We start from the raw sequence: 20,620 nt of genomic DNA, 5'->3' as shown, positions 1-20,620 counted from the left end.
GCCTGGCAGGGCCCGCATCCGGTGGGGCCCTGCCATGCATGCGGGAGCAGCGGTCAGGAGATCTTCTGGCAGCCGGAGCCGTTGATCACCTCAAGGCCGTCGGCCCAGCCGGTCTGGCAGTGGTAGCTGGAGCCGAGGAGGGCGGGGCGGATGGTGAAGTCGGACAGGGCCCCGACCTTCTGGGGTGTGCAGCCCCGCCCGTACACATCGGGCACCTTCTTGTCGTCGATGTAGGTGCAGGTGAAGACCTCCCCGGCCCGCGCCGTGCGCGCGCTCCTCCCGGCAGTGCTGCTCCCGGCCGCGCCGTGCGGGGCGGCGGCGGTGGCCGGGGCGGCGGTCGCCAGCAGGGCCGCGACGGCGCCGGCTGCCAGGGCCAGGATCGCGGTCCCGTGGGAGCGACGTGGTGTGGTCATGCTGAGTTCTCCTTGGGGATGGGTGACCTTGTCGGCCGGACGGGCGAACGCCGTTACTTCAGGCAGCCGAGGACTCCGTTGGGGATCCCGATGGGATTGGTGAGGCCACCGGTGGTGCCCCCCACGATGCAGCGGGCCACGGTGGTCGGGTCGGAGATGGCGCTTGCCGGTGTGACCGTGAGCCCGACGAGCGCGGCGGTTCCCAGGAGGACGGCGGCGATGCGGCGCATGGTGGCACCTTTCGACAGAGGTGGTTGGTATACGACGTCTTCCCGTCTGCCCCGGCTCCGCATGCCCCATGTCACCCGTTCGGACCGGAGGGCCCGGCAGTCGCTGGGGGTGGTGGGCTTGCCGTGACCGCTGAGGCTGCTTGTCCCTATGATGCGAACCCTGAGTTGATCGCCACTTGCAAGGGGTAAATCGTGTCAATGGCAAAGAAACTGACGAACCGTCGGAACTGGCGGCCGGCAGGCGTAGCCGCAGCGGCCGCGTTAGCCCTGGTCACCGCCTCGGGTGCCACTTTTGCCGATGCGGCGCCGGAAGCCGCGCACCACCACCCCGGCCCGCTCCCGGGGTTCCGGGACGGGTACGTGGAGAACGACGGGATCCGGATCCACTACGTGGTCGGCGGGCACGGCCCGGCGCTGGTGCTGCTGCACGGCTGGCCGGAGACCTGGCAGGCCTGGAGCGGCATCGCGCCCCAACTGGCCCAGGACCACACGGTGATCGCGGTCGATCTGCGCGGCCTCGGCGACTCCCAGCCGGCCCCCAGTGACGCCCAGGGCAGTTACGCCGCGCTCACGCTGGCCACGGACGTGCACGCGGTCACCCAGCAGCTCGGCCTCCAGAAGATCGACCTGGCCGGCCATGACGTGGGCGGCGGGGTGGCCCTCGCCTACGCGGCCGAATACCGGGACCAGGTCGACAAGTTGGCCATCCTGGAGGCGCCGCCGACCACCGCCTACCTCAACTTCGTACAGACGAAGTCGGATTACCTGTGGTGGGACGCGATGGTGAACGGCCCGCAGGGTGACATGGCCGAGCAGTTGGTGGCGGGCCGCGAGAAGGTCTTCTACTCAGCGGTGTACGCGGGCCCGGCCGGTGGCAAGGGCGGCACGATCAGCCCGGAGGCGGTCAAGCGGTACGTCGAGGCGTACAGCCGGCCCGGCAGCACCCACGCGGGCTTGGAGTTCTTCCGCCAGCAGGATGTCGGGGAGCGGGCGGTCCAGGACCTCATCGACAAGGACGGCAAGCTGACCATCCCGGTGCTCGGCGTCGGCGGCCAGTACAGCATGAACTCGGAGGTCGGCGAGGACACGGGCAAGCTGGCAGCCACCAATGTCACCACCGTCGTGGCGCCGAACGCCAACCACTGGGTGATGGAAGAGCAGCCGCAGTTCGTGACGAACCTGCTGAGTGGCTTCTTCAAGGGCTGAAAGGGTTGGAGGAGCTGAGGAGCTGAGGAGCTGAAAGCGCGGCCCCGGTGGTGGGTGCTCAGCACCGGGGCCATGACTGACGGAACATCAGAGCTGATCGGGTCCGAGGTGGCGCCGCAGCCACTCGAATCCCTGGCTGTCGTACCGGTCCCCGAGGTCGATGAACAGCGTGTGCTGCTGACCGTCACGGGTGTAGACGTCGAGGTAGCCGCTGCCATACCCCGGCCGACCGGTCGCCCATTCGGCGAACTCGATCTCGGCCAGGTCGAATTGACGGTGGCCGAGGCTGATCGTTCGCGGCGGGACGGCGTGCTGCGGGTCGAGGTCGAGGAGGAGCTCACGGGCCTGGTTCGCCGTCCGCTCGTCGTCGGCCTCGTTCGCGATGGCGCGCAGGTAGACCTCACGGGCGTCGGGGAGCCGGCCGGGGTCGACCTCGACGAGGCGGCGGTGTGCGCGCCAAGCGGTGTCCCCGACGAACGGCGGTGCCATGGCTCGCAGGAACAGGCCACAGGCTTCGTCGAGACGGCCTTGCTCGGCAGCCAAGTTGGCGAGGTTGAACATCGCCTTTCGAGCATGCTCGGGATGGCCGCTGGCGACAGCCTGCTGGTAGAGCTCGCGGGCGCGCGTCAAGTCGCCCTGGCGTTGCAGGAAGATGGCGAAGTTGAACTGGGACTGCGGCGCATGGTCGGGGTGCCCGGTGGCGATGGCCCGCTCAAAGGCGCTGCGAGCCTCGGCAGTTCGGCCGGCCGAGGCTTCGAGGACGGCCAGGTTCGCCAGGGCCTTGGGGGCGATGTCGGGGTGACCGGTGGCGGCAGCGCGGGCGAACGCGGCCCGGGCGGCGTCAACGTTGCCGGCTGCCCGCTCACTTGCCCCGAGATCGAAGAGCGAGTCCGCCGTCTGCCCCGCACCGCCGGTCACAGCGTGCCCCCGGCGGTGCCCAGCTGCTGGAACCCAGTGCGCCAAGAGTCGTACACCGGACGCCAGTTGAGTTTCTCGCGAGCATGGGCACCGTCCGCGCCGCGCTCCCAGGCCTGCCGCACCCCGCCGCCCTCACCGGCCGGCACCCCAACTCCCAAGGCTGCGGCCAGGACCGGCACCCACTCGCTCGCGGGCGCCGGCTCGTCGTCCACCACGTTGACCGGGCCACTCGGCCACTCCAGCGCGGCGAGCGCGGCCCGGGCCGCATCCGTCACGTGCAGGAACGAGGTGATCGCGGGCCCGGCGGGCAGCTCACCACGCCGCAGGCGGTCGGCGATCAGGCCGCCGGGAACGTACCAGGTGCCGGGACCGTAGAGGGCGCCGTAGCGGAGGACCACGTGCTCGGGCAGCTCGGCGGCGGCATCCTCCAGCGTGCGCAGCGCGGAGACGGTGGTGGCGCGCGGTTCGTCGGTGGTCGGGTCGAGCGGGGTGGACTCGTCGGCGGGGGTGTCCCCGCCCTGGTAGGCCCAGGAGATGGACTGGGCGACGATCCGGTGCACCCCGGCCGCGTGGGCGGCGTCCACCAGGTTGCGGGTGCCCTCGCGGCGAATGCGCGCGTTGGCGGCCAGGTCGTAGTCGGCGAGCGCGGTGAGCTGGTGCATCACCACGTCGGGCGCCGCCTCCCGCATCGCCGCCTCGACCGCGGGCCGGTCGAGGACGTCCAGCTGAACGGTGTCGGCACCGGCGGCCCGCAGCCGCTCGACGCCGTCCGCGCCGCGCGACACGGCGGTCACCCGGTGGCCGGCCTCCAACAGCAGCGGCAGCAGCAGTCGGCCGACGGCGCCGGTACCTCCGGCGAGGAACACATGCATGGTGAGGCCCTCTCAGCTGGCAACGAAGACAGGTCAGTTGATCAACCGTAGCCGTGGGCGGGAAAAACCGGTGTGCGGGGTGGGACGGATTCGGCAGACTGCCCGCCATGCCGTCAGTCTCCGTCATCGCAGTCGCAGTTCGCCCCACCGCCCGTGCAACGGCCGGGTGGGAGCGACAGCGTGGTGACCACCGGCCCGAACCCCATGAGCCGCCGCTCGCATGAGGGCCGCGGCGCTCGCCGGCCTGCTGGCCGGATACGGGATCGCGGTGCCGGTGGGCGCCATCGGGGCGCTGCTGGTGGGGCTTTCGGCGCGCAGGGGCTGGCGGATCGGCGCCGGCGCCGCGCTCGGTGTGGCGACGGCCGACGGGGTGTATGCGGCGGTGGCGGTGCTGGGCGGCCAGAGCGCCGCGAGGTTCCTGGCGCCGGCCTCAACTCCGCTGCGGTGGGCGGCCGGTGTGGTGCTGCTCGGGATCGCGGCGCGGACCGCACTGACGGCGCTGAAGGTCCGACAGGGGCGAACGGCCGACAAAGGCCCGCAGTTGGTGGCCGGTTCGGCTGTCCGTGCCTACGCGGCCCTGCTCGGGCTGACCCTGCTCAACCCGGCGACGGTGATCTACTTCGTCGCGCTGGTGCTCGGCGGGAGCGCGCGGCACCAGGCGGGGCCGGTGTTCGTCATCGCCGCGTTCCTGGCCTCCGCCTCCTGGCAATTGCTGCTCGCCGTGGGCGGTGCGCTGCTCGGGCGCGGGTTGACGGGCGAACGGGGGCGCCTGGCCACGGCGTTGCTGGCGAGTGCGCTGATCACGGCGCTGGCGGTGCGGAGCCTGCCGCTCGGGTGAGGACGCGGAAGGCTCCGCACCCGAGCGGCAGGCTCCGGCGCGGAAGGCGTCAACCGGCATGCCAGGAGCCGCCCGCCCGCGTGGGGGTGCGGGCGGGCGGCGGTCCAGCAGGCGCGGTCGTCAGGCGAACGCGTCGGTCATCGCGGCGGCCAGGCGCAGATGCGGGCGGGCCTCCTCGGGCCGGCCCTGGCGCTCCAAGGTGCGGCCGAGCATCAGGTGCGCATAGCTCTCGGCCGGGTCCTGCGCCAGGATCAGCCGCAGCTCGGCGGCGGCCCGGGCGAGCTGCGCCGAGTGGTAGTAGCTGCGGGCCAGCAGCATCCGGGCGGCGAGCTGCCCGGGCTCGGCCTCGACCAGCGGCTGCAGGATCCGGGCAGCGTCGGCATAGGCCTTGGCGTCGAAGAAGAGCTGCGCCCGGGTGTACTCCTCGGCAGACGAGCGGGTGATCACGGTGACTGACCCCTTTCGGTGATCCCGATGTGCCGACCCGGATAACAACTCATGAAGATTCAACTATTCCGCGGTCACTATTGCGGCTCCGTCCCGTGCTGTCCAGACCTCTTCCTGGATCCTCATCAAGGTGTCCACAGGGTGGACGCGCCGCCCGGCAGCTACGGGTGCGGTGGGTGACTGGACCAGTGTACCTACTGGTATGTACAGTGGGTCGCATGAACACCAGCGACCGGCTCATCGAGAGCACTCAGGAGCTCCTCTGGGAGCGGGGCTACGTCGGCACCAGCCCGCGGGCGATCCAGCAGCGGGCCGGCGTCGGGCAGGGCAGCATGTACCACCACTTCCAGGGCAAGCCCGACCTCGCCGCGGCCGCGCTGCGGCGCAGCGGCGAGCAGATGCGGGCGCTGGCCGAGCAGCAGTTGGGCGGGCCCGGCACGGCCTACCAGCGGATCGAGAACTACCTGCAGCGAGAGCGCGAGGTGCTGCGCGGCTGCCGGATCGGGCGGATGGCGCAGGATCCGGACGTGGTGGCCGACGTCGAGCTGCGGGCGCCGGTGCAGGAGACCTTCGACTGGCTCACCGGTCGACTGGCCGAGGTGATCGAGGACGGGCGCCGGGCCGGCGAGCTTCGCCCGGGGGCCCCGGCGGTGGAGCTGGCGCAGGCGCTGGTGGCGGTGCTCCAGGGCGGCTATGTGCTGGCCCGCTCGGCGGAGTCCGAGGAGCCGTTCCACCAGGCGGTGCGCGGTGCGCTGGCGCTGCTCAAGAGCCAGCTGGCCTGAAGCCGATCAGACGACCGGCCTGAAGCCGATCAAGCGAAGCGAGGGGGAGTCGCCGATGCAGGCGATGCAGTACGAGATCACTCTGCCTGCCGACTACGACATGGGGATCATCCACCGCCGGGTCGCCGAGAAGGGGCGGCTGACGGACGAGTTCCCGGGCCTGGCGATGAAGGCCTATCTGGTCCGCGAGCGCGGTGTGGCCGGTTCGCCGGTCAACCAGTACGCGCCGTTCTACCTCTGGAACACCGCCACCGGGATGAACGCCTTCCTCTGGGGGCCGGGCTTCCGCGGGCTCAGCCAGGACTTCGGGCGCCCGGTGGTGCGCAGTTGGCTGGGGCTGGCCCATCAGCGCGGGCAGCGGTTCGACGCCACCCCGACCACCGCCGTACGCCGGCTGCTGCCGGTCCCGGGCGATGCCGATCCGGCGGAGCTGATCGAGCGCATGCTCAGTACGCTGCCCGCCGACGGCGACCACCCCGCCGTGCACTCGATCGCCGTCGCGATCGACACCTCGGGCTGGGAGCTGGTCACCATGACCCTCGGCACGGACGATCTCCCGGACCAACTGCCCGGCGAACGCTACCGGGTGCTCCACCTGAGCGCCCCGGAACTGACCAACCTGGAGCAGGGGCAACAGTGGTGATGGACCGTCAATTAGCTGACAGAAAGGCAGACATGGAGCTCACCCAGACCGTCGTCGACCGCTCGGCCGGCTACCGCACCCTTGACCTCTACCAGGACCCGGTGACCCAGGAGGCCGCGCTGCCCGGGCTGGAGCGGATCGCACCGGGCTTTCCGGACTGGATCGTCACCAGCCTGTTCGGCGGCACGTACCAGCGGCCGGGGCTGCAGCCTCGGGACCGCCAACTGGTCAACCTGGCCACGCTGGCCACCCTCGGCGGGGTGGACCCGCAGCTGACCGGGCACATCCGCAGCAGCCTGCGGGTGGGGCTCACCAGGCAGCAGGTGGTGGAGGTGTTCGTGCACCTGGCGCCGTACATCGGCACGCCCAAGGCCCTGGCCGCGCTGCGCGTGGCCGCGGCGACGTTCGAACAGCTCGACGCCGAGGAGGCCGCCAAGTGACCGCCATCCGTACCGTGCTCGGCGATCTCGACCCGGCCGAGCTGGGTGTCTGCGACGCCCATGACCACCTCTTCCTGCGCAGTCCGCTGCTGCCGGGCCAGGAGCTGGACGATGTGGCGGCCGCCGCCGCCGAGTTGGTGGCCTTCCGGGCGGCGGGCGGCCAGGCGGTGGTGCAGTGGACGCCGTACGGGATGGGCCGCCGGGCCGCCGAGCTGCCCCGACTGGCCCGGAGCAGTGGCCTGCACCTGGTCGCCGCCACCGGCCTGCACCGGGCCGCCCACTACGACCGGCTGCCCGGACTCGACTCCCTCGCCGAGCTGTTCATCACCGAGCTGACCGTGGGGATCGGGGGCGACGGCCCTCGGGCGGGACTGATCAAGGTGGCGGGCGGCTTCCACGGCCTGGACGAGCACGCCCGCCGCACCATGACCGCGGCCGCCGCCGCGCACCACGCCACCGGGGCGCCGATCGGCGTCCACCATGAGGTGGGCACGGCGGCCACCGAGGTGCTCGACCTGCTCTGCGGGCAGCTGGAGGTGCCGCCGGGCAGCGTGCTGCTGGGCCACCTCAACCGCTTTCCGGACGAGCGGATCCACCTGGAGCTGGCCCGCAGCGGCGCCTACCTCGCCTTCGACGGCCCGTCCCGGGCCAACGCCGCCACCGACTGGCGCCTGCTCGACGTCCTGGTGGCGCTCGCCGAGGCCGGGCACGGCGAGCAACTGCTGCTCGGCGGCGACACGGTGACCGCCGCGGCCCGGTCCAGCGCCGACGGCCCGGGGATGCCGTTCCTGCTCACCAACCTGCGCCCGCGCATCGCGGCGGCCCTGGGCGAGGAGACGGCGGACTTGATCCTGCGCCACAACCCGGCCCGGGCCTTCGCGGCGGACTGGAAGCCGGTGCACTGAGGCCGGCGCACGGGGCCGGAGACAGGTGGGCGGGGGCCCAGGCTGCCGAAGCTCGAACGCCACCGCCGAAACCCAGTAGGCGGCCTCGTCAACCGTGCGCAGGGTGGAGCGGAGCGCGGCAGCCTGGCCGGCCTCCGGAGACAGTTTCACCTGCACCACCAGCTTCACGGAACGTGATCGCAGTGTTGGTCCCGGAGCAATCATGCCGCCCGAGTTCCTCGCAAGACCACGCTCAAGAAACGGCCGCCACCCGGGGGAGATCTTCGCCGACTACCGATGGGAGCGGGAGGTCGGCAGGTGGTCACGGCGGCTGCTCGGGTGCACCGCGGCGTAGCGTTTGAACCATGACCGACCACGGCCTCGCCCTTACCGACCGCCGCCGCCGCCGACCGACCGTACCGGCACCGGGCCCGGCCATGAGCTGACGAAGCCCGAAAAGGAGCCGACAAGGAACCGATCCGGATGGGCCTGACCAGCCATGAGCTCTTGACGCTGGCCCTGATGGCCGCCCTCGGGGCGGTCGTCGGCACGGTCCTGTACTGGCCCAGGCTGGCCCGGCCCGGGCTGCCGGCGGTGCTCGGCCGGATCACCACCATCCTGGTCACCCAGCTCGCCGTGCTGGTCGTGGTCGGCCTGCTGGTCAACAACTACTTCGCGTTCTACAGCAGTTGGTCCGATCTGCTGGGCACCGCGCACCCCGCCGTGCAGTCCGTCGGCGCCGGCACCCCGGGCGGCGGGTCGAGTGCGCCCGCCACCGCCAGGACCCTGGCCACCGAGAACTTCCAGAACGGTCCGCCGCAGCGGACCGGGCAGCTGCTGACCGTGCGGATCGGCGGGGGCGGCTCCGGGCTGAGTACCGACGGCTACGTCTATCTGCCGCCGCAGTACTTCCAGCCCGGCTACGCCCAGCAGCGCTTCCCCGCCCTGGTGGTGCTGACCGGCTACCCGGGCGACGCCCGCAACCTGGTCACCCGGCTCGACTACCCCGGCATCTCGCTCGGCCTGCTGCGCAGCGGGCAGCAGCAGCCCACCGTGCTGGTGATGCTCCGGTCGTCACCCGCGATGCCCCGGGACACCGAGTGCGAGGACGTGCCCGGCGGCCCGCAGGCCGCCACGTACTTCACCCATGAGGTGCCGCAGGCGGTGGCGGGCGCGTTCCGGGTGATCGGCCAGGGGCGCGGCTGGGGCATCGTCGGCGACTCCACCGGCGGCTACTGCGCACTCAAGCTGGCGATGCGCGATCCGGCCGCGTTCCCGGCCGCCGCCTCGCTCTCCGGCTACTTCAAAGCGGCCGAGGATCCGACCACCGGCGACCTGTTCGCCGGGGACCAGCAGCGGCGCAACGAGGCCGACCTGCTCTGGCGGCTGCACAACCTGCCGCCCCCGGCGGTGGCGGAGCTGCTCGCGTACAGCAAGGACGACCCCGCCTCGGTGCGGGACAGCACGGCCTTCGCCGCCGCCGTGCGGCCGCCGATGACGGCCTCGGTGAGCACCGTCGACCACGGCGGGCACAACTTCGAGACCTGGACCCGTCTGGAGCCCACGGCGCTCAGCTGGCTCTCCGAGCACCTGGCCAAGCCGGGCTGACGGTCAGTCCGAAGACCTGGTCACTGGGAAGACCTGGTCACTGGGAAGACCTCGTCTGTGGGAAGACCTGCTCAGTCGGAAGAACTGGTCGGTCAGATGACCGGTTCCAGCGTGCCGGTGTGCAGTTCGCCGACCCGGCCGCCCTCGCCCTCGAAGGTCCAGAACGCCCGTACCGTCAGCGCGCCCAGGTCCATCACATGGCTGACCGTGATGCCGGTCTGCTCGGTCCAGCTGACGAAGTAGATCTGCGGCGCGACCTCGGCGACCTGCAGCTCGACGTCCTCCCACTGGCCGGCCGACTCGCCCAGCCCCTCCCAGTGCAGCCGCTTGCCGTCGGCCGAGTAGGCGTTGCGGAAGACGGCTCCGTTGTCGACCTGGAAGAGGTACGTCCGCCCGGCGAAGGCGGGCAGGGCAGCGGTCTCGCTCATGGCGGGGGAGTTCTCCGGTCGAAAAAAGTCGGGGTTGTGGGACTCCTCCCACGCTATCGGAATGGCGCGGCGGAGGGAGAATGGTGACGCGACACGCGCGTGCCGCGGCTCGTCGGCCGTCCGGCCAGCCGGTGGCCTCCGGTGGGTGCGGCGGCGTGCCGGGTCGGGAGGTCCACGATGCGCAAGGTCGCCGACTGCCGAGAGTTCCCCAGCGAGAGCAACTGCTCGCTGTGCATCACCGGCGAGGAGGAAGAGGTGGTCCGTGCCGCCGCCGAGCACGCGGTCTCGGTGCACGGACACCAGGACGGCAAGGAGCTGCGCGACCAGATCCGCGCGACGCTCAAGGACGAGCTGGTGCTCCAGCACACCTGAGCACGGTCCAGCCTGAACACGTCCCGGCCGGGACATGGCCCGGCCGGGACGCGGACACACCTGAACACACGTCCATGCCCGGACATCCGTCGAGCCGCTCTGCGGCCCACGGGAGTCCCACGGGAGGTTCCGCATGGCCGGGGCGGCACCGGTCTGCTGAACTGGAGGTACGCCGAGGAGGTGGTCACGGTGGCCGAGCATGCCGGGGGCGATGCGATGAACGCCGGCGAGGAGGGCCAGGTGATGGAGTTCCTGGGGCGGGTCATCACCGATGCCGGGGCAGCCGTCGCAGGGCTCTGCACCGCGCTCGGCGACCGGCTCGGGCTCTACGCCGCGATGGCTGGCGCTGGTCCGATGACCACCGCCCGGCTGGCGGAGCTGACCGGTCTCGAGGAGCGCTACGTACGTGAGTGGCTGGCCGCCCAGGTGGCCGGGGAGTACGTGGAGTACGACGCGGCGGACGACACCTACCTGCTCCCGGACGTGCACGCCGCGGTGCTCGCCTACCCGGAGGTCCCGACCTATGCCGGCGGCTTCTTCACGCTGCTGCAGGCGCTGTACGCGACCGAGGACTCGCTGCTGGAGGCGTTCCGCACCGGAAACGGGGTCGGTTGGGAGCAGCACAGCAGCGCGCTGTTCTCCGGTACCGCCAAGTTCTTCCGTCCCGGTTACATGAGCGCATTGGTGCCGGAGTGGATCCCGGCGATGAACGGCACCGAGCGCAAGCTGCGGAACGGCGGTCAGGTGGCCGACGTGGGCTGCGGCTACGGCTACTCGACGCTGCTGATGGCGCGCGCCTACCCACAGTCGCGGTTCCACGGCTTCGACTTCCACCTGCCGTCGATCGAGGCGGCGCGGGCGATAGCCGCCGAGCAGCGCCTCGCCGACCGGGCCGACTTCGAGGTGGCTACGGCCCAGGACTTCCCCGGCAGCGGCTATGACCTGATCACCTTCTTCGACTGCCTGCACGACATGGGCGACCCGGGCGCGGCCCTGCGCCACGCCGAGCAGGCCCTGGCCGACGGCGGGAGCTGCATGATCGTCGAGCCCAACGCCTCCCCGGACGTCGCGGCGAACGCCAACCCGATCGGCCGGGCGCTGACCGCTGCCTCGGTCGCGATCTGCCTGCCCTCGGCGCTGGCCCAGCACGGGCCGGAGGCACTGGGCAACCACGCCGGTGAGGACGTCATGCGCCACCTCGCCGACGACGCCGGTCTGCATCACTGGAGGCTGGCCGCCGAGAGTCCGGTGAACCGGGTGTACGCCGCGAGCCGGTAGCCGTCCGAGCGGTCCCGCCGCCCCCGAATCGTCGTCGGGGGCGGCGAGGCCGTGCCGCGGCTCGATCAGCAGGCGATCAGCAGGTGAAGTCGATCAGGTAGAACGTGGCGTAGTGGTCGGAGGTGTAGTAGTCCTCCTGGTCACCCTCGCCGGTGATGATTCTGCGGGCGCCGCGGGTGGGAGCGCCGGGGGTGATCACGGTGTACTCGTGGTAGTAGCCGTAGGACTGGGCGGGCAGGACGCCCTCGCGGTTCTGGAAGACCACGCCGTCCTGGGAGTACGGGAACGGGCCGCCGTTGGCGATCTCGTTCAGGGTGTCGTCGGCCTGCTGGGGGAGGGCGCTCTGGCAGATGTTGCCACTCACATCGGCGTGGGCGTCGGTGGCGACGAGAGCGGTGGGGGCCAGGGTGAGCAGGCCGACGGTCAGCACGGACGCGGTACGCGACTTCAACGCGCGTAGAAGAGTCTGCATGTGCAGCAGTCTGGAGTCCTGGGAGCTTCCTGGGAAGGTGTCGCGCAAGACTTCATGTCCACGTAACTTGCCTGCTGCGCAGGCTACTTGTGGGCGTCGCCGACGGGGGCGGCAGGGGGCGGTGTGACCCTTGCGACACTTCTTAAACATTGTTAATGCTCACATCATCTGCCTAGCCTGCACGCATTCGCCGACTCCGGCGGATCCATCGTCGGGACGCCGAGTCCTGCCTGCCCGACGCCGGTGACCACAGCATCGCCACGGGCAGGAGCGGGGGACCCAGTAGTGCCGCGACTCTGCTCGCGCGCCCATGTGGCGTGCGGCGTGCGCCGCGGCTAGGGGTGAGGCCGTCCGCTCCCACGGGCGACGGCCGGGCACAGTGCGGCCCGAACCCGACAGCTAACTCCGCAGGCGTCGCACGAGGAACTGCCGTGATCCCTGCCGCCACCCCCGCCCGCCTCGGCATCGTCGCCGGCGCCCTGGGTCTGCTCGCCGTGCCGATGGTCGGCCAGGTCAACGCCTGGGCCAGCCCCGCCGCCGCGCCGACCGTCACCCAGGACCGCCTGGCCCCGACCAGCGCCGCCGCCAACGCCAACGTCACCGCCGACCTGACCGTCCACTCCAGCTCCTGCTTCACCGTGCAGAGGCTCGGTGTCGGCGTGCGCGACGCGGCCGGCCACAACCTCGACTTCCCCGGCTCGCACACCAATGTGCAGCTCTGCCCGGGCGGGGTCTCGATGACCACCGGCGCCCGCAGCTTCCCGATCGGCAGCTACACCGTCTTCGGCTACTACCAGGACCACGCCGGTGCCTGGCACAACCTGGCGAGCAAGCAGCTCACCGTCGCCAAGACCGCCCCGACGCCGGCCCCGCCCCGGCCCCGGCCCCGGCCCCGGCCCCGGCCCCGGCCCCGGCCCCCGCGCCGACTCCGACCCCGGCGCCGGCTCCCGCCCCGGCCCCGGCGCCCGGCTCCAAGCCCACCCCCACGCCTACCCCACCCCCACCCCCACCCCCGCCCCGACTCCGTCGCCGACTCCGGCCTCGCCGATCGCCGGGAAGTCGCTGATCTGGTCGGACGAGTTCAACGGCAGCGGTGTGGACACCAACCGCTGGAACGACACCAGCAGCGGGGCCTACCACTACGGCACCCACAACCCGAACGACAACAAGCTCGACTGGATCGACCCGTCTGCGGTCACCATCGCCAACGGCGTCGCCACCTTCACCGCCACGCCCAGCACCAAGGTCCTGGAAAACGGCAACAAGGCCTGGAACACCGGTCTGCTCACCACCCAGAAGTCCCGCAGAACTTCCAGGTGCACACCGGCGACTACGCCGAGACCCGGGTGCAGCTGCCCAGCCAGCAGGGCGCCTGGGCGTCGTTCTGGACCTGGGAGAACGGCAACACCGCGCTGGGGACCAGCCACGGTGAGATCGACTCCTTCGAGTACCACCCCGACAACCCGAACGTGCTGGAGCTGACCAACCACGTCAACACCGCCTACAAGGGCGACCGGGACGCCAACGCCATCAAGCCGGGCGGGTGGGTGACCGTGGGTACCTACTACGGTGCCAACTCGGTCGACTGGTACGTCAACGGCGTCAAGGTCTTCTCCGACGGCAAGGGCGTCGGCCAGAACTGGTCGGCCAGTCTGATCCTGGACATGGCCATCAGCGCGGGCAAGTACCACCCCTCGCCGTCGACTTCGACCCCGATCACCATGGCGGCCGACTACGTGCGCGTCTACCGCTGACGCAAGTCGGCTACCGGGCGACCCGGACCACGAACGACCCCGTGTCGTTCGAGTGGTCCGGGTCGTTCGCGCTCCCCACCTCAACCCGCCCTCCGGTGAGGCTTCCTGACGCGCCGTCGGCGATCCGGATCGGCACCAGCGCGGTCGCTGACCGCAGTACCCCGAGTCCGGCCGGGAAGCTGCAACGGACCACGGTGCCAAGGTGGTTGGGGGTGCAGTCGGCCGGGAAGTAGGGCCCGACGGCATGGGTGCGGGCGGGCAGCCGGACCGTCACGGTGAACTTCCCGGCGACGTCGGGCCCGTTGTTGGCCACGAGGGCGTGAACCGTGGTGGTGCCGCCGGCCGGGCCGGATCCGGGTCGAGCGGCACCACCATGAGGTCGGCGGGGTGGCCGACCAGCACGGCGGCACTGAGCAGGGGCACGAGCAGCGAGCGCATGGTGTCACTCTAAGCCACCGTACATATTCGAAGCGTCAGGGCGCGAGCACGCTGCCGAGGCGTTCGGCGATCCCCTGCATCACGCTGACCAGCGGCTCGGCCCCGCTCTGCTCCTCCAGTGCCCGGATCCGGGCCTCCGGGCCGGACACCGAAAGCGCCGTCGGAGTCGGCGCGCCCGGCACCGCCACCGCGATGCAGCGCACGCCGATCTCCTGCTCCTGGTCGTCGATCACATAGCCGACCTCGCGGGCCCGGGCCAGCTGCGCGAACAGCTCATCCCGGTCGGTGACGGTGAACTCGGTGTGCGCGGGCAGCGGTTGGCTGCCGAGCACGGTGCGGGCCTCCGCCTCGGGCAGCTGGGCGAGCAGCGCCTTGCCGACCCCGGTGCAGTGCGGCTGCACCCGGCGGCCGACCTCGGTGAACATCCGCATCGAGCGGCGCGACTGCACCTGTCCGACATAGACCACCTCGCCGCCCTCCAGCACGGCCAGGTTGGCGGTCTCGCCGGTGGCCTCCATGAGCTCGGCCAGATACGGCCGGGCCCAGCTGCCGAGCAGCCGGCCCGCGGTCTCGCCGAGCCGGATCAGCCGCGGGCCCAGGGTGTAGCGGCGCGCGCTGTCCTGGCGGACATACCCCTGCTGCGCGAGGGTACGTACCAGGCGGTGGATGGTCGGCATCGGCAGCCCGGAGATGTTGGAGAGCTCGCTCAGGGTGGCGATGCCGCCGGTGTCGGCGAGCGCCTCCAGCAGCTGGAAGGCGCGCTCGACGGACTGGACGCCGCCGCCGGCGCGGTCGGGTGCTGAGCTGCTGGGCACGGCTTGAGTCCTCAACTCTCGGGGATCTGGTGCTGGGGGAGTCTGGCGATCCGTCAACAAACCGTTGAAATTCTGTATCGCGGAAACTAGTCTCCACCTTACAGAATCGCCGTTCAAGGAGTGTCCTGCCATGGCTACCGACCAGGCTCCGGTCGTCACTGTCGCCGGCCCACGGGTCCCCCGCGCGGAGGAGGTGCTCACTGAGGAGGCCCGCGCCTTCGTCGCCGGCCTCCATCGGGCCTTCGAACCACGCCGGCAGGAACTGCTGGCCGGGCGCCGGTGGCGCCGGGCCGAGATCGCCCGGACCGGCTCCCTCGACTTCCTCCCCGAGACCGCCGACATCCGGGCCGGAGACTGGACGGTGGCCCCGGCGCCGCGGGCGCTCCAGGACCGCCGGGTGGAGATCACCGGCCCGACCGACCGCAAGATGGTGATCAACGCCCTCAACTCCGGCGCCGAGGTCTGGCTCGCCGACTTCGAGGACGCCACCTCGCCGACCTGGGAGGCCCTGGTCTCCGGTCAGCTCAACCTGATCGACGCCTTCGAGGGCCGGATCGACTTCACCTCCCCGCAGGGCAAGGAGTACAAGCTGTTGCCCGCCGGTCAGTTGGCCACCGTGGTGGTCCGGCCGCGCGGCTGGCACCTGGACGAGCGCCACCTGCTGGTCGACGGCACCCCGGTGTCCGGCGCCCTCTTCGACTTCGGCCTCTACTTCTTCCACAACGCCCGGCGGCTGCTGGCCAAGGGCGAGACGGACCCCAACTCCGGGCCGTACTTCTACCTGCCGAAGACCGAGAGCCACCTGGAGGCCCGGCTCTGGAACGACGTCTTCACCCACGCCCAGCGCGAACTCGGCATCCCGCACGGCACCATCCGGGCCACCGTGCTGATCGAGACCATCACGGCCGCCTTCGAGATGGACGAGATCCTCTATGAACTGCGCGACCACGCCGCCGGGTTGAACGCCGGCCGGTGGGACTACCTGTTCTCGATCGTCAAGAACTTCCGCGACGCCGGCGAGCACTTCATCCTGCCGGACCGCAACACCGTGGGCATGACCTCGCCGTTCATGGCCGCCTACACCCGCCTGCTGGTGCGCACCTGCCACCGGCGCGGCGCCCACGCGATCGGCGGCATGGCCGCGTTCATCCCGTCCCGCAAGGACCCGGAGGTCAACGCGGCGGCGCTGGAGAAGGTCAAGGCCGACAAGGACCGCGAGGCGGCCGGCGGCTTCGACGGCTCCTGGGTGGCCCACCCCGACCTGGTGCCGGTGGCCCGCGCCGGCTTTGACGCGGTGCTGGGGGAGCGGCCCCACCAGAAGGACCACCCGGGCACCGAACAGCCGGTCACCGCCGAGCAGTTGCTGGACATCGCCGGCGCCGGCGGCTCCTGCACCGCGGCCGGACTGCGCAACGCCGTCGCCGTCGGCCTGCGGTACTGCGAGGCCTGGCTCGGCGGGCTGGGCGCGGTCGCCATCTTCAACATGATGGAGGACGCCGCCACCGCCGAGATCTCCCGCTCGCAGATCTGGCAGTGGATCCGCAACGGCGTGGTGCTCGCCGACACCGGCGAGAAGGTCACCGCCGACCTCACCCGGCGGCTGATCTCCGAGGAACTGGACACCATCCGCGCCGAGATGGGCAACGAGGCCTTCGCAGCCGGCCGTTGGACCGAAACCCGCGAACTCTTCGAACAGGTCGCGCTCGCCGAGGAGTTCGTCGACTTCCTGACCCTGCCGGGCTACGCCCTGCTCGACTGAGCCACCAGGCCGCACGGTCCGCCGGGGCGACCACTCCCCGGCGGACCGTGCGGGCCGTGCAGGCCGTAGGCGGGCTGCACGGACCGGCGAACCTCCGTACGCCTAGGCGGTCGGCGATCAGCTGGGGCTCGTCGCGCGCCGTCACCACCAGGCGGTCGGCGGAGAGGACCGTCAGCCAGGCGGCGGCCTCCAAGGCGCGTGGCAGGCCGTCGAGTTGGCGGCAGAGCTCGGCGAGGATCGGCAACTCGGCCTCGTCGGCGCGGAAGCCGGGTTGCGCGCCCCGGCGCCCCGGCCAGCGGTCTCCCGCTGCAGCGGGACCCAGAGCGTCGGCACGTCCCGCACCGACTGCAACTCCCAGGGCGCCCACCTGAAGGCCGACCGCAAGGCCACGACCGGCTACTTCTCCCACGAGGTGCCGGCGGACGCCGAGAGCTGAGCCGAGGCCGCGCTCGGCCGAACTCGCCCGCCCACGGGCGAGTTCGGCCGAGCGGCCCTCGTAGGGTGGTCGGCGAGGCCGGTGGACGCCGGCCCGGGCCGACAAGGACGGACGCCGTGCCACACGCCATCACCGCGGACGGGACCCGCATCGCCTACCAGACCCAGGGCGCGGGCGCCCCGCTGCTGCTGCTCGCCGGCCAGGCGAACAACCACCACTGGTGGGACCGGGTCCGCGACGACTTCGACACCGCCCGCCGCACCATCACCCTCGACTACCGCGGCACCGGCGACAGCGGCAAGCCCGAAGGGCCATACAGCACCCAGGGCTTCGCCGAGGATGCCGTCGCGGTGCTGGACCACCTGGGCGTCGACCGGGCCGACGTCTACGGCACCTCGATGGGCGGGCGGGTCGCCCAGTGGCTGGCCGTCCGCCATCCGGAGCGGGTCCGCTCGCTGGTGCTCGGCTGCACGTCGCCCGGCGGCCCCAAGGCCTTCGAACGCGACGACAGCGTGCGCCGCGCACTCGCCTCGCCGGACCCGGCCGAGCGCCTGCGCACCCTGCTCGACCTGATGTACACCCCGCAGTGGCCGGCCACCCACCCGGGACCGCACCGCACCCTCGGCGACCCGGCCATGCCGCCGCACGCCCGGCGCGCCCACCTGCGCGCCAGCAACGGGCACGACGCATGGGACGCGCTGCCGCAGATCCTCGCGCCCACCCTGGTGCTGCACGGCACCGACGACCGGTTCAACCCCACCGCCAACGCCGCCCTGCTCGCGGAGCGGATCCCCGGCGCGCAGGTCCGACTGATCCCCGGCGCACGCCATGCGTACTTCGAGGAGTTCCGCGACCTGGCCGGCCCGCTCGTGCTGGACTTCCTGGACCGAAAGGCCTCCCCTGAATGACCCAGTCAGCGCGGCGATCCGGATCATCGGGGGAGTCCCCCTGGTCGCGCTGGGGATCAGCACCCTGTACTCGCGCCGCGCGGCGCGCGGGCGGGCGGGCGAAGCGACCCCCACCGCGCCGAGCACCGAGGCCGGCCCGCGCACCGGGTTCTGGACGGGCTACCTGCTGGGCCTGACCACCAACCTGGGCAATCCCGAGGCGGGTGTCTTCGCGGTCTCCGTGCTGCCGCAGTTCGTGACCACCAACGGCCCGGTGCTGCTCTCCAGGCTCGCCCTCGGGGGCTCTGGGCCATGGTGAACGCCACCTGGTACGTGCTGTTCACCTTCGCGGTCGGCCGGGGCCGGGCGCTGGTCTCCCGGCCGGCCGTGCAGCGCGGGCTCAGCGCGGTCACCGGGGTGGTGCTGATCGTGGTCGGCGCGGCCGTCGCCGCCGGTGCCTGAGGCGGCACCGGCTGACGTTCCGACAGGCCGCGCGGGCCGCGAAGCCGGGACCGGGAGCTCCGGTCGAGGTGTCAGGCCTTCCGGTCGCGGATCACCAGTGTCGCCACCAGTACGGCGGCCGCCGCCACCGCGGTGCCCAGGACGAAGGCCGCGTCGATGCCCTGCACCAGGCGGTGCGCCGCGCTGCCGGTGCCGTGCCGGCTGGTGTTGCTGAAGAGCGAGACCAGCACCGCCGTGCCCACCGTGCCGCCGGTCCACTGCAGGGTCTGCAGCAGCCCGGCCGCCGCGCCGGACCTGGCCGGTGTCACCCCGCGCAGCACCAGTGCGCTCATCGGCATGAAGCTCATGCCGCCGCCCAGGCCGATCAGCACCAGCGGGCCCAGCAGCTGGGCGGGGTAGCCGCCGTGTTCGGACAGCCGGGTGAGCCAGACGCCGCCGAGCACCACCAGTGCCGCGCCGGTCACCAGCACCGCCCGGAGGTTGACGCGGGCGAGTACCCGGGGCATCAGCCGCACGGTGGTGAACAGCACCAGGGTCATCGGCAGGAAGCCGAGCCCGGTGCGCAGCGCGCTGTAGCCCAGCACCTCCTGGAAGTAGAGGGTGAGCAGGAAGAACGTCGGGAACATGCCGGCCGGGATCAGGAACATGTTGAGGTAGGCGCCGATCCGGCCCCGGTCGCGGAGGAACTCCAGCGGCAGCAGCGGCTGGCGGGCCTTCAACTCCACGGCCAGGAACGAGATCAGCAGCAGCGCGGCGGCGGTCAGGGTGGCCAGCGCCAGTGCGTCGGTCCAGCCGCGGTCGGAGGCCCGCAGCACGCCGTAGACCAGCACGGTGCTGCCCAGGGTGCCGGTGATCGCGCCGGCGACGTCGAACCGGCCGGGCTGCCGCTCCGGCTCCCGGATCACCCGGGGCGCGGCCAGTGCGACCACCACGCCCACCGGCACATTGATCAGCAGCGCCCAGCGCCAGGAGAGCCAGCTGGTGAGCGCCCCGCCGAGCAGCATGCCGAGCGAGCCGCCCAGCCCGGCGCCGGCCGAGTAGAAGCTGAGCGCCCGGTTGCGGGCCGGGCCCTCGTCGAAGTTGACGGCGATCAGCGCCAGCACATTGGGCGTGCTCAGCGCCGCGCCTACGCCCTGCACGGCGCGGGCGGCGAGCAGCAGCCCGGCGTTGGGGGCCAGGCCGCCGAGCAGCGAGGCGATGGTGAACAGGGCCACTCCCGCGCTGAACGCGCGGCGGCGGCCGAGCACATCGCCGACCCGGCTGCCGAGCAGTAGTAAGCCGCCGAAGGTCAGGGCGTAGGCGTTGGGCACCCAGGACAGCGCGGTGGCGCTGAAGTGCATTTGGCGCTGCAGGGCGGGCAGGGCCACGCTCACCACGGTGGCGTCGAGGGCGATCAGCATGTAGGCGCCGAGCAGCACGGCCAGGGTGGCTCCTGAACCGCGGTCGGACGCCGTGGCGGTGTTGGATACGGGGGCAAGGGTCGTCATGGGTCGGACTCCAGGGCAGAATAAGCGGAGGAAGTCTCCAGTTGACGGTCAGAAATATACGGAGACACTCTCCGCTTAGCAAGGAGGTATGTACGCCATGTCAGCTCTCAAGTCCGGCACGGCTGTTGACGAGGCGTCGGGTGCCGCGCCGGCGCGGCCGATGCGCGCCGACGCCCGCCGCAACTACGAGCGGCTGGTGAGCGCGGCGGCGGTGGCGTTCGCCGAGCGCGGCGAGCGGGCCTCGATGGACGAGATCGCCAAGCGGGCCGGTGTCGGCGCGGGCACCCTCTACCGGCACTTCCCGGCCCGCGAGGACCTGGTGGCCGCGGTCTACCGGGGCGGCCTGGAGGAGAGCTGCGCCAAGGGCCGGGCGCTGCTGGCCGAGTGCGAGCCGGGCGACGCGCTGTACGCCTGGCTGGAGGTGATGGCACTGCACTGGCGGGCCATCGGGGAGCTGCGGGCCCTGATGAGCGCGGTCTTCGCGGAGCGCGACGACCTCAAGGAGAGCTGCCACGACCTGGTCTTCGGCACCGCCGACGAGCTCATCGACGACGCCAAGGCGGCCCGGGCGGTGCGCGGCGACGTGACCGCGCCCGAGGTGCTGCGACTGGTGCACGCCGCGGTGGTGGCCTGCGAGCCCAAGCCGGGCACCGTGGAGATCGCGCTGGACCGGATGCTGGAGCTGATCACGGACGGACTGCGCCCCCGCGAATGAGCCGTGCCGGGAGGGCGTTCGCCTTCCCGGGCTCCG

Annotated in this window: 26 protein-coding genes and 1 riboswitch; of the genes, 16 read left to right on the top strand and 10 right to left on the bottom strand. The window is 71.8% G+C overall.

The window, feature by feature from the left end; genetic code table 11:
* Window positions 1-53 precede the first annotated feature (53 nt).
* Both E6W39_RS08165 and E6W39_RS39125 read right to left on the bottom strand, forming a co-directional pair.
* A complete protein-coding gene (locus tag E6W39_RS08165; protein WP_141632953.1) occupies window positions 54-413 on the bottom strand; it encodes a hypothetical protein in 360 nt (119 codons plus the stop codon).
* A gap of 53 nt (window positions 414-466) precedes the next feature.
* Window positions 467-643: a hypothetical protein gene (locus E6W39_RS39125; protein WP_181799155.1), complete on the bottom strand. Its 177-nt coding sequence runs from the start codon at window positions 641-643 to the stop codon at window positions 467-469.
* 360 nt (window positions 644-1,003) lie between these two features.
* Here E6W39_RS39125 and E6W39_RS08160 point away from each other — a divergent pair, with 360 nt between their 5' ends.
* Complete coding sequence (locus tag E6W39_RS08160) at window positions 1,004-1,849, top strand: alpha/beta fold hydrolase (protein ID WP_181799154.1); 846 nt, start codon at window positions 1,004-1,006, stop codon at window positions 1,847-1,849.
* 87 nt (window positions 1,850-1,936) lie between these two features.
* Here the strand turns inward: E6W39_RS08160 and E6W39_RS08155 are convergent, their stop codons facing one another.
* A complete protein-coding gene (locus E6W39_RS08155) occupies window positions 1,937-2,767 on the bottom strand; it encodes a tetratricopeptide repeat protein (protein ID WP_141632951.1) in 831 nt (276 codons plus the stop codon).
* Window positions 2,764-3,639: an NAD-dependent epimerase/dehydratase family protein gene (locus E6W39_RS08150; protein WP_141632950.1), complete on the bottom strand. Its 876-nt coding sequence runs from the start codon at window positions 3,637-3,639 to the stop codon at window positions 2,764-2,766. The genes E6W39_RS08155 and E6W39_RS08150 overlap by 4 nt, the downstream gene beginning before the upstream one ends.
* A gap of 220 nt (window positions 3,640-3,859) precedes the next feature.
* On the opposite strand from E6W39_RS08150, the gene E6W39_RS08145 reads away from it, so the two are divergent.
* Window positions 3,860-4,477, top strand: coding sequence for a LysE family transporter (locus E6W39_RS08145; RefSeq protein ID WP_141632949.1), 618 nt, complete (start codon window positions 3,860-3,862; stop codon window positions 4,475-4,477).
* Between the two features lie 120 nt (window positions 4,478-4,597).
* On the opposite strand, the gene E6W39_RS08140 is transcribed toward E6W39_RS08145, so the two are convergent.
* Window positions 4,598-4,924 (bottom strand): tetratricopeptide repeat protein, encoded by a 327-nt coding sequence (locus tag E6W39_RS08140; RefSeq protein WP_141632948.1) that lies wholly within the window; start codon window positions 4,922-4,924, stop codon window positions 4,598-4,600.
* A 218-nt stretch (window positions 4,925-5,142) separates the two neighbouring features.
* Here E6W39_RS08140 and E6W39_RS08135 point away from each other — a divergent pair, with 218 nt between their 5' ends.
* From E6W39_RS08135 to E6W39_RS08110, 5 genes are all read left to right on the top strand, one after another.
* Entirely contained in the window at window positions 5,143-5,706 is a 564-nt protein-coding gene (locus E6W39_RS08135) for a TetR/AcrR family transcriptional regulator (RefSeq protein ID WP_141632947.1), read from the top strand.
* Between the two features lie 55 nt (window positions 5,707-5,761).
* A complete protein-coding gene (locus E6W39_RS08130; RefSeq protein ID WP_141632946.1) occupies window positions 5,762-6,349 on the top strand; it encodes a DUF4865 family protein in 588 nt (195 codons plus the stop codon).
* A gap of 32 nt (window positions 6,350-6,381) precedes the next feature.
* Window positions 6,382-6,789 (top strand): carboxymuconolactone decarboxylase family protein, encoded by a 408-nt coding sequence (locus E6W39_RS08125; RefSeq protein WP_220140176.1) that lies wholly within the window; start codon window positions 6,382-6,384, stop codon window positions 6,787-6,789.
* Entirely contained in the window at window positions 6,786-7,694 is a 909-nt protein-coding gene (locus tag E6W39_RS08120; protein WP_141632944.1) for a phosphotriesterase family protein, read from the top strand. The genes E6W39_RS08125 and E6W39_RS08120 overlap by 4 nt, the downstream gene beginning before the upstream one ends.
* Window positions 7,695-8,156: 462 nt before the next feature.
* The gene (locus tag E6W39_RS08110; protein ID WP_141632943.1) at window positions 8,157-9,281 is read left to right on the top strand and encodes an alpha/beta hydrolase; all 1,125 of its coding nucleotides are present in this window, start codon (window positions 8,157-8,159) and stop codon (window positions 9,279-9,281) included.
* A gap of 92 nt (window positions 9,282-9,373) precedes the next feature.
* On the opposite strand, the gene E6W39_RS08105 is transcribed toward E6W39_RS08110, so the two are convergent.
* Window positions 9,374-9,709: a phenolic acid decarboxylase gene (locus E6W39_RS08105; protein WP_141632942.1), complete on the bottom strand. Its 336-nt coding sequence runs from the start codon at window positions 9,707-9,709 to the stop codon at window positions 9,374-9,376.
* A 177-nt stretch (window positions 9,710-9,886) separates the two neighbouring features.
* Here E6W39_RS08105 and E6W39_RS08100 point away from each other — a divergent pair, with 177 nt between their 5' ends.
* Both E6W39_RS08100 and E6W39_RS08095 read left to right on the top strand, forming a co-directional pair.
* The gene (locus E6W39_RS08100) at window positions 9,887-10,081 is read left to right on the top strand and encodes a DUF1059 domain-containing protein (RefSeq protein ID WP_141632941.1); all 195 of its coding nucleotides are present in this window, start codon (window positions 9,887-9,889) and stop codon (window positions 10,079-10,081) included.
* Window positions 10,082-10,297: 216 nt separating this feature from the next.
* Complete coding sequence (locus E6W39_RS08095) at window positions 10,298-11,359, top strand: class I SAM-dependent methyltransferase (RefSeq protein WP_141637609.1); 1,062 nt, start codon at window positions 10,298-10,300, stop codon at window positions 11,357-11,359.
* Between the two features lie 76 nt (window positions 11,360-11,435).
* On the opposite strand, the gene E6W39_RS08090 is transcribed toward E6W39_RS08095, so the two are convergent.
* The gene (locus tag E6W39_RS08090) at window positions 11,436-11,831 is read right to left on the bottom strand and encodes a ribonuclease (RefSeq protein WP_141632940.1); all 396 of its coding nucleotides are present in this window, start codon (window positions 11,829-11,831) and stop codon (window positions 11,436-11,438) included.
* 246 nt (window positions 11,832-12,077) lie between these two features.
* Window positions 12,078-12,259: riboswitch (cyclic di-AMP (ydaO/yuaA leader) on the top strand.
* Between the two features lie 3 nt (window positions 12,260-12,262).
* Here E6W39_RS08090 and E6W39_RS42710 point away from each other — a divergent pair.
* Window positions 12,263-13,585 carry a glycoside hydrolase family 16 protein gene (locus E6W39_RS42710; protein WP_267286678.1) on the top strand — a complete coding sequence of 441 codons (1,323 nt, stop codon included), beginning with the start codon at window positions 12,263-12,265 and terminating at the stop codon, window positions 13,583-13,585.
* A gap of 10 nt (window positions 13,586-13,595) precedes the next feature.
* Here the strand turns inward: E6W39_RS42710 and E6W39_RS08075 are convergent, their stop codons facing one another.
* On the bottom strand, window positions 13,596-13,898 hold the full coding sequence (locus tag E6W39_RS08075; protein WP_141632939.1) for a hypothetical protein: 303 nt from the start codon (window positions 13,896-13,898) through the stop codon (window positions 13,596-13,598).
* Window positions 13,899-14,058: 160 nt separating this feature from the next.
* Window positions 14,059-14,838, bottom strand: coding sequence for an IclR family transcriptional regulator (locus tag E6W39_RS08070; RefSeq protein WP_228718024.1), 780 nt, complete (start codon window positions 14,836-14,838; stop codon window positions 14,059-14,061).
* A gap of 130 nt (window positions 14,839-14,968) precedes the next feature.
* Here E6W39_RS08070 and aceB point away from each other — a divergent pair, with 130 nt between their 5' ends.
* The 5 genes from aceB (at window position 14,969) to E6W39_RS39120 (ending at window position 18,382) form a co-directional block, all read left to right on the top strand.
* Window positions 14,969-16,597, top strand: coding sequence for a malate synthase A (gene aceB / locus E6W39_RS08065; RefSeq protein WP_141632937.1), 1,629 nt, complete (start codon window positions 14,969-14,971; stop codon window positions 16,595-16,597).
* 214 nt (window positions 16,598-16,811) lie between these two features.
* Entirely contained in the window at window positions 16,812-17,033 is a 222-nt protein-coding gene (locus tag E6W39_RS08060; RefSeq protein WP_141632936.1) for a hypothetical protein, read from the top strand.
* A gap of 116 nt (window positions 17,034-17,149) precedes the next feature.
* A complete protein-coding gene (locus E6W39_RS08055) occupies window positions 17,150-17,941 on the top strand; it encodes an alpha/beta fold hydrolase (protein WP_141632935.1) in 792 nt (263 codons plus the stop codon).
* Window positions 17,862-18,239: a LysE family translocator gene (locus tag E6W39_RS08050; protein ID WP_141632934.1), complete on the top strand. Its 378-nt coding sequence runs from the start codon at window positions 17,862-17,864 to the stop codon at window positions 18,237-18,239. Before E6W39_RS08055 ends, E6W39_RS08050 begins: the two co-directional genes overlap by 80 nt.
* Window positions 18,233-18,382, top strand: a complete 150-nt coding sequence (locus tag E6W39_RS39120) for a hypothetical protein (protein ID WP_181799153.1) — start codon at window positions 18,233-18,235, stop codon at window positions 18,380-18,382. Before E6W39_RS08050 ends, E6W39_RS39120 begins: the two co-directional genes overlap by 7 nt.
* A 71-nt stretch (window positions 18,383-18,453) precedes the next feature.
* On the opposite strand, the gene E6W39_RS08045 is transcribed toward E6W39_RS39120, so the two are convergent.
* Entirely contained in the window at window positions 18,454-19,869 is a 1,416-nt protein-coding gene (locus tag E6W39_RS08045; RefSeq protein WP_141632933.1) for an MFS transporter, read from the bottom strand.
* 97 nt (window positions 19,870-19,966) lie between these two features.
* Between E6W39_RS08045 and E6W39_RS08040 the strand changes: the two genes are divergently transcribed.
* A complete protein-coding gene (locus E6W39_RS08040; RefSeq protein ID WP_181799152.1) occupies window positions 19,967-20,584 on the top strand; it encodes a TetR/AcrR family transcriptional regulator in 618 nt (205 codons plus the stop codon).
* Window positions 20,585-20,620: the final 36 nt, after the last annotated feature.

It is taken from the genome of Kitasatospora acidiphila (genome assembly GCF_006636205.1).
Lineage (GTDB): Bacteria > Actinomycetota > Actinomycetes > Streptomycetales > Streptomycetaceae > Kitasatospora > Kitasatospora acidiphila.
This window is presented reverse-complemented; position numbering and strand designations above follow the sequence as displayed.

Bases quoted from the DNA above. Each gene is read 5' to 3' on its own strand.
- aceB (WP_141632937.1), top strand. From the start codon at position 14,969: ATGGCTACCGACCAGGCTCCGGTCGTCACTGTCGCCGGCCCACGGGTC.
- E6W39_RS08050 (WP_141632934.1), top strand. From the start codon at position 17,862: ATGCGTACTTCGAGGAGTTCCGCGACCTGGCCGGCCCGCTCGTGCTGG.
- E6W39_RS08110 (WP_141632943.1), top strand. From the start codon at position 8,157: ATGGGCCTGACCAGCCATGAGCTCTTGACGCTGGCCCTGATGGCCGCC.
- E6W39_RS08095 (WP_141637609.1), top strand. From the start codon at position 10,298: ATGAACGCCGGCGAGGAGGGCCAGGTGATGGAGTTCCTGGGGCGGGTC.
- E6W39_RS39125 (WP_181799155.1), bottom strand. From the start codon at position 643: ATGCGCCGCATCGCCGCCGTCCTCCTGGGAACCGCCGCGCTCGTCGGG.
- E6W39_RS08125 (WP_220140176.1), top strand. From the start codon at position 6,382: ATGGAGCTCACCCAGACCGTCGTCGACCGCTCGGCCGGCTACCGCACC.
- E6W39_RS08090 (WP_141632940.1), bottom strand. From the start codon at position 11,831: ATGCAGACTCTTCTACGCGCGTTGAAGTCGCGTACCGCGTCCGTGCTG.
- E6W39_RS08150 (WP_141632950.1), bottom strand. From the start codon at position 3,639: ATGCATGTGTTCCTCGCCGGAGGTACCGGCGCCGTCGGCCGACTGCTG.
- E6W39_RS08145 (WP_141632949.1), top strand. From the start codon at position 3,860: ATGAGGGCCGCGGCGCTCGCCGGCCTGCTGGCCGGATACGGGATCGCG.
- E6W39_RS39120 (WP_181799153.1), top strand. From the start codon at position 18,233: ATGGTGAACGCCACCTGGTACGTGCTGTTCACCTTCGCGGTCGGCCGG.
- E6W39_RS08130 (WP_141632946.1), top strand. From the start codon at position 5,762: ATGCAGGCGATGCAGTACGAGATCACTCTGCCTGCCGACTACGACATG.
- E6W39_RS08165 (WP_141632953.1), bottom strand. From the start codon at position 413: ATGACCACACCACGTCGCTCCCACGGGACCGCGATCCTGGCCCTGGCA.
- E6W39_RS08100 (WP_141632941.1), top strand. From the start codon at position 9,887: ATGCGCAAGGTCGCCGACTGCCGAGAGTTCCCCAGCGAGAGCAACTGC.
- E6W39_RS08105 (WP_141632942.1), bottom strand. From the start codon at position 9,709: ATGAGCGAGACCGCTGCCCTGCCCGCCTTCGCCGGGCGGACGTACCTC.
- E6W39_RS08045 (WP_141632933.1), bottom strand. From the start codon at position 19,869: ATGACGACCCTTGCCCCCGTATCCAACACCGCCACGGCGTCCGACCGC.
- E6W39_RS08135 (WP_141632947.1), top strand. From the start codon at position 5,143: ATGAACACCAGCGACCGGCTCATCGAGAGCACTCAGGAGCTCCTCTGG.
- E6W39_RS08040 (WP_181799152.1), top strand. From the start codon at position 19,967: ATGTCAGCTCTCAAGTCCGGCACGGCTGTTGACGAGGCGTCGGGTGCC.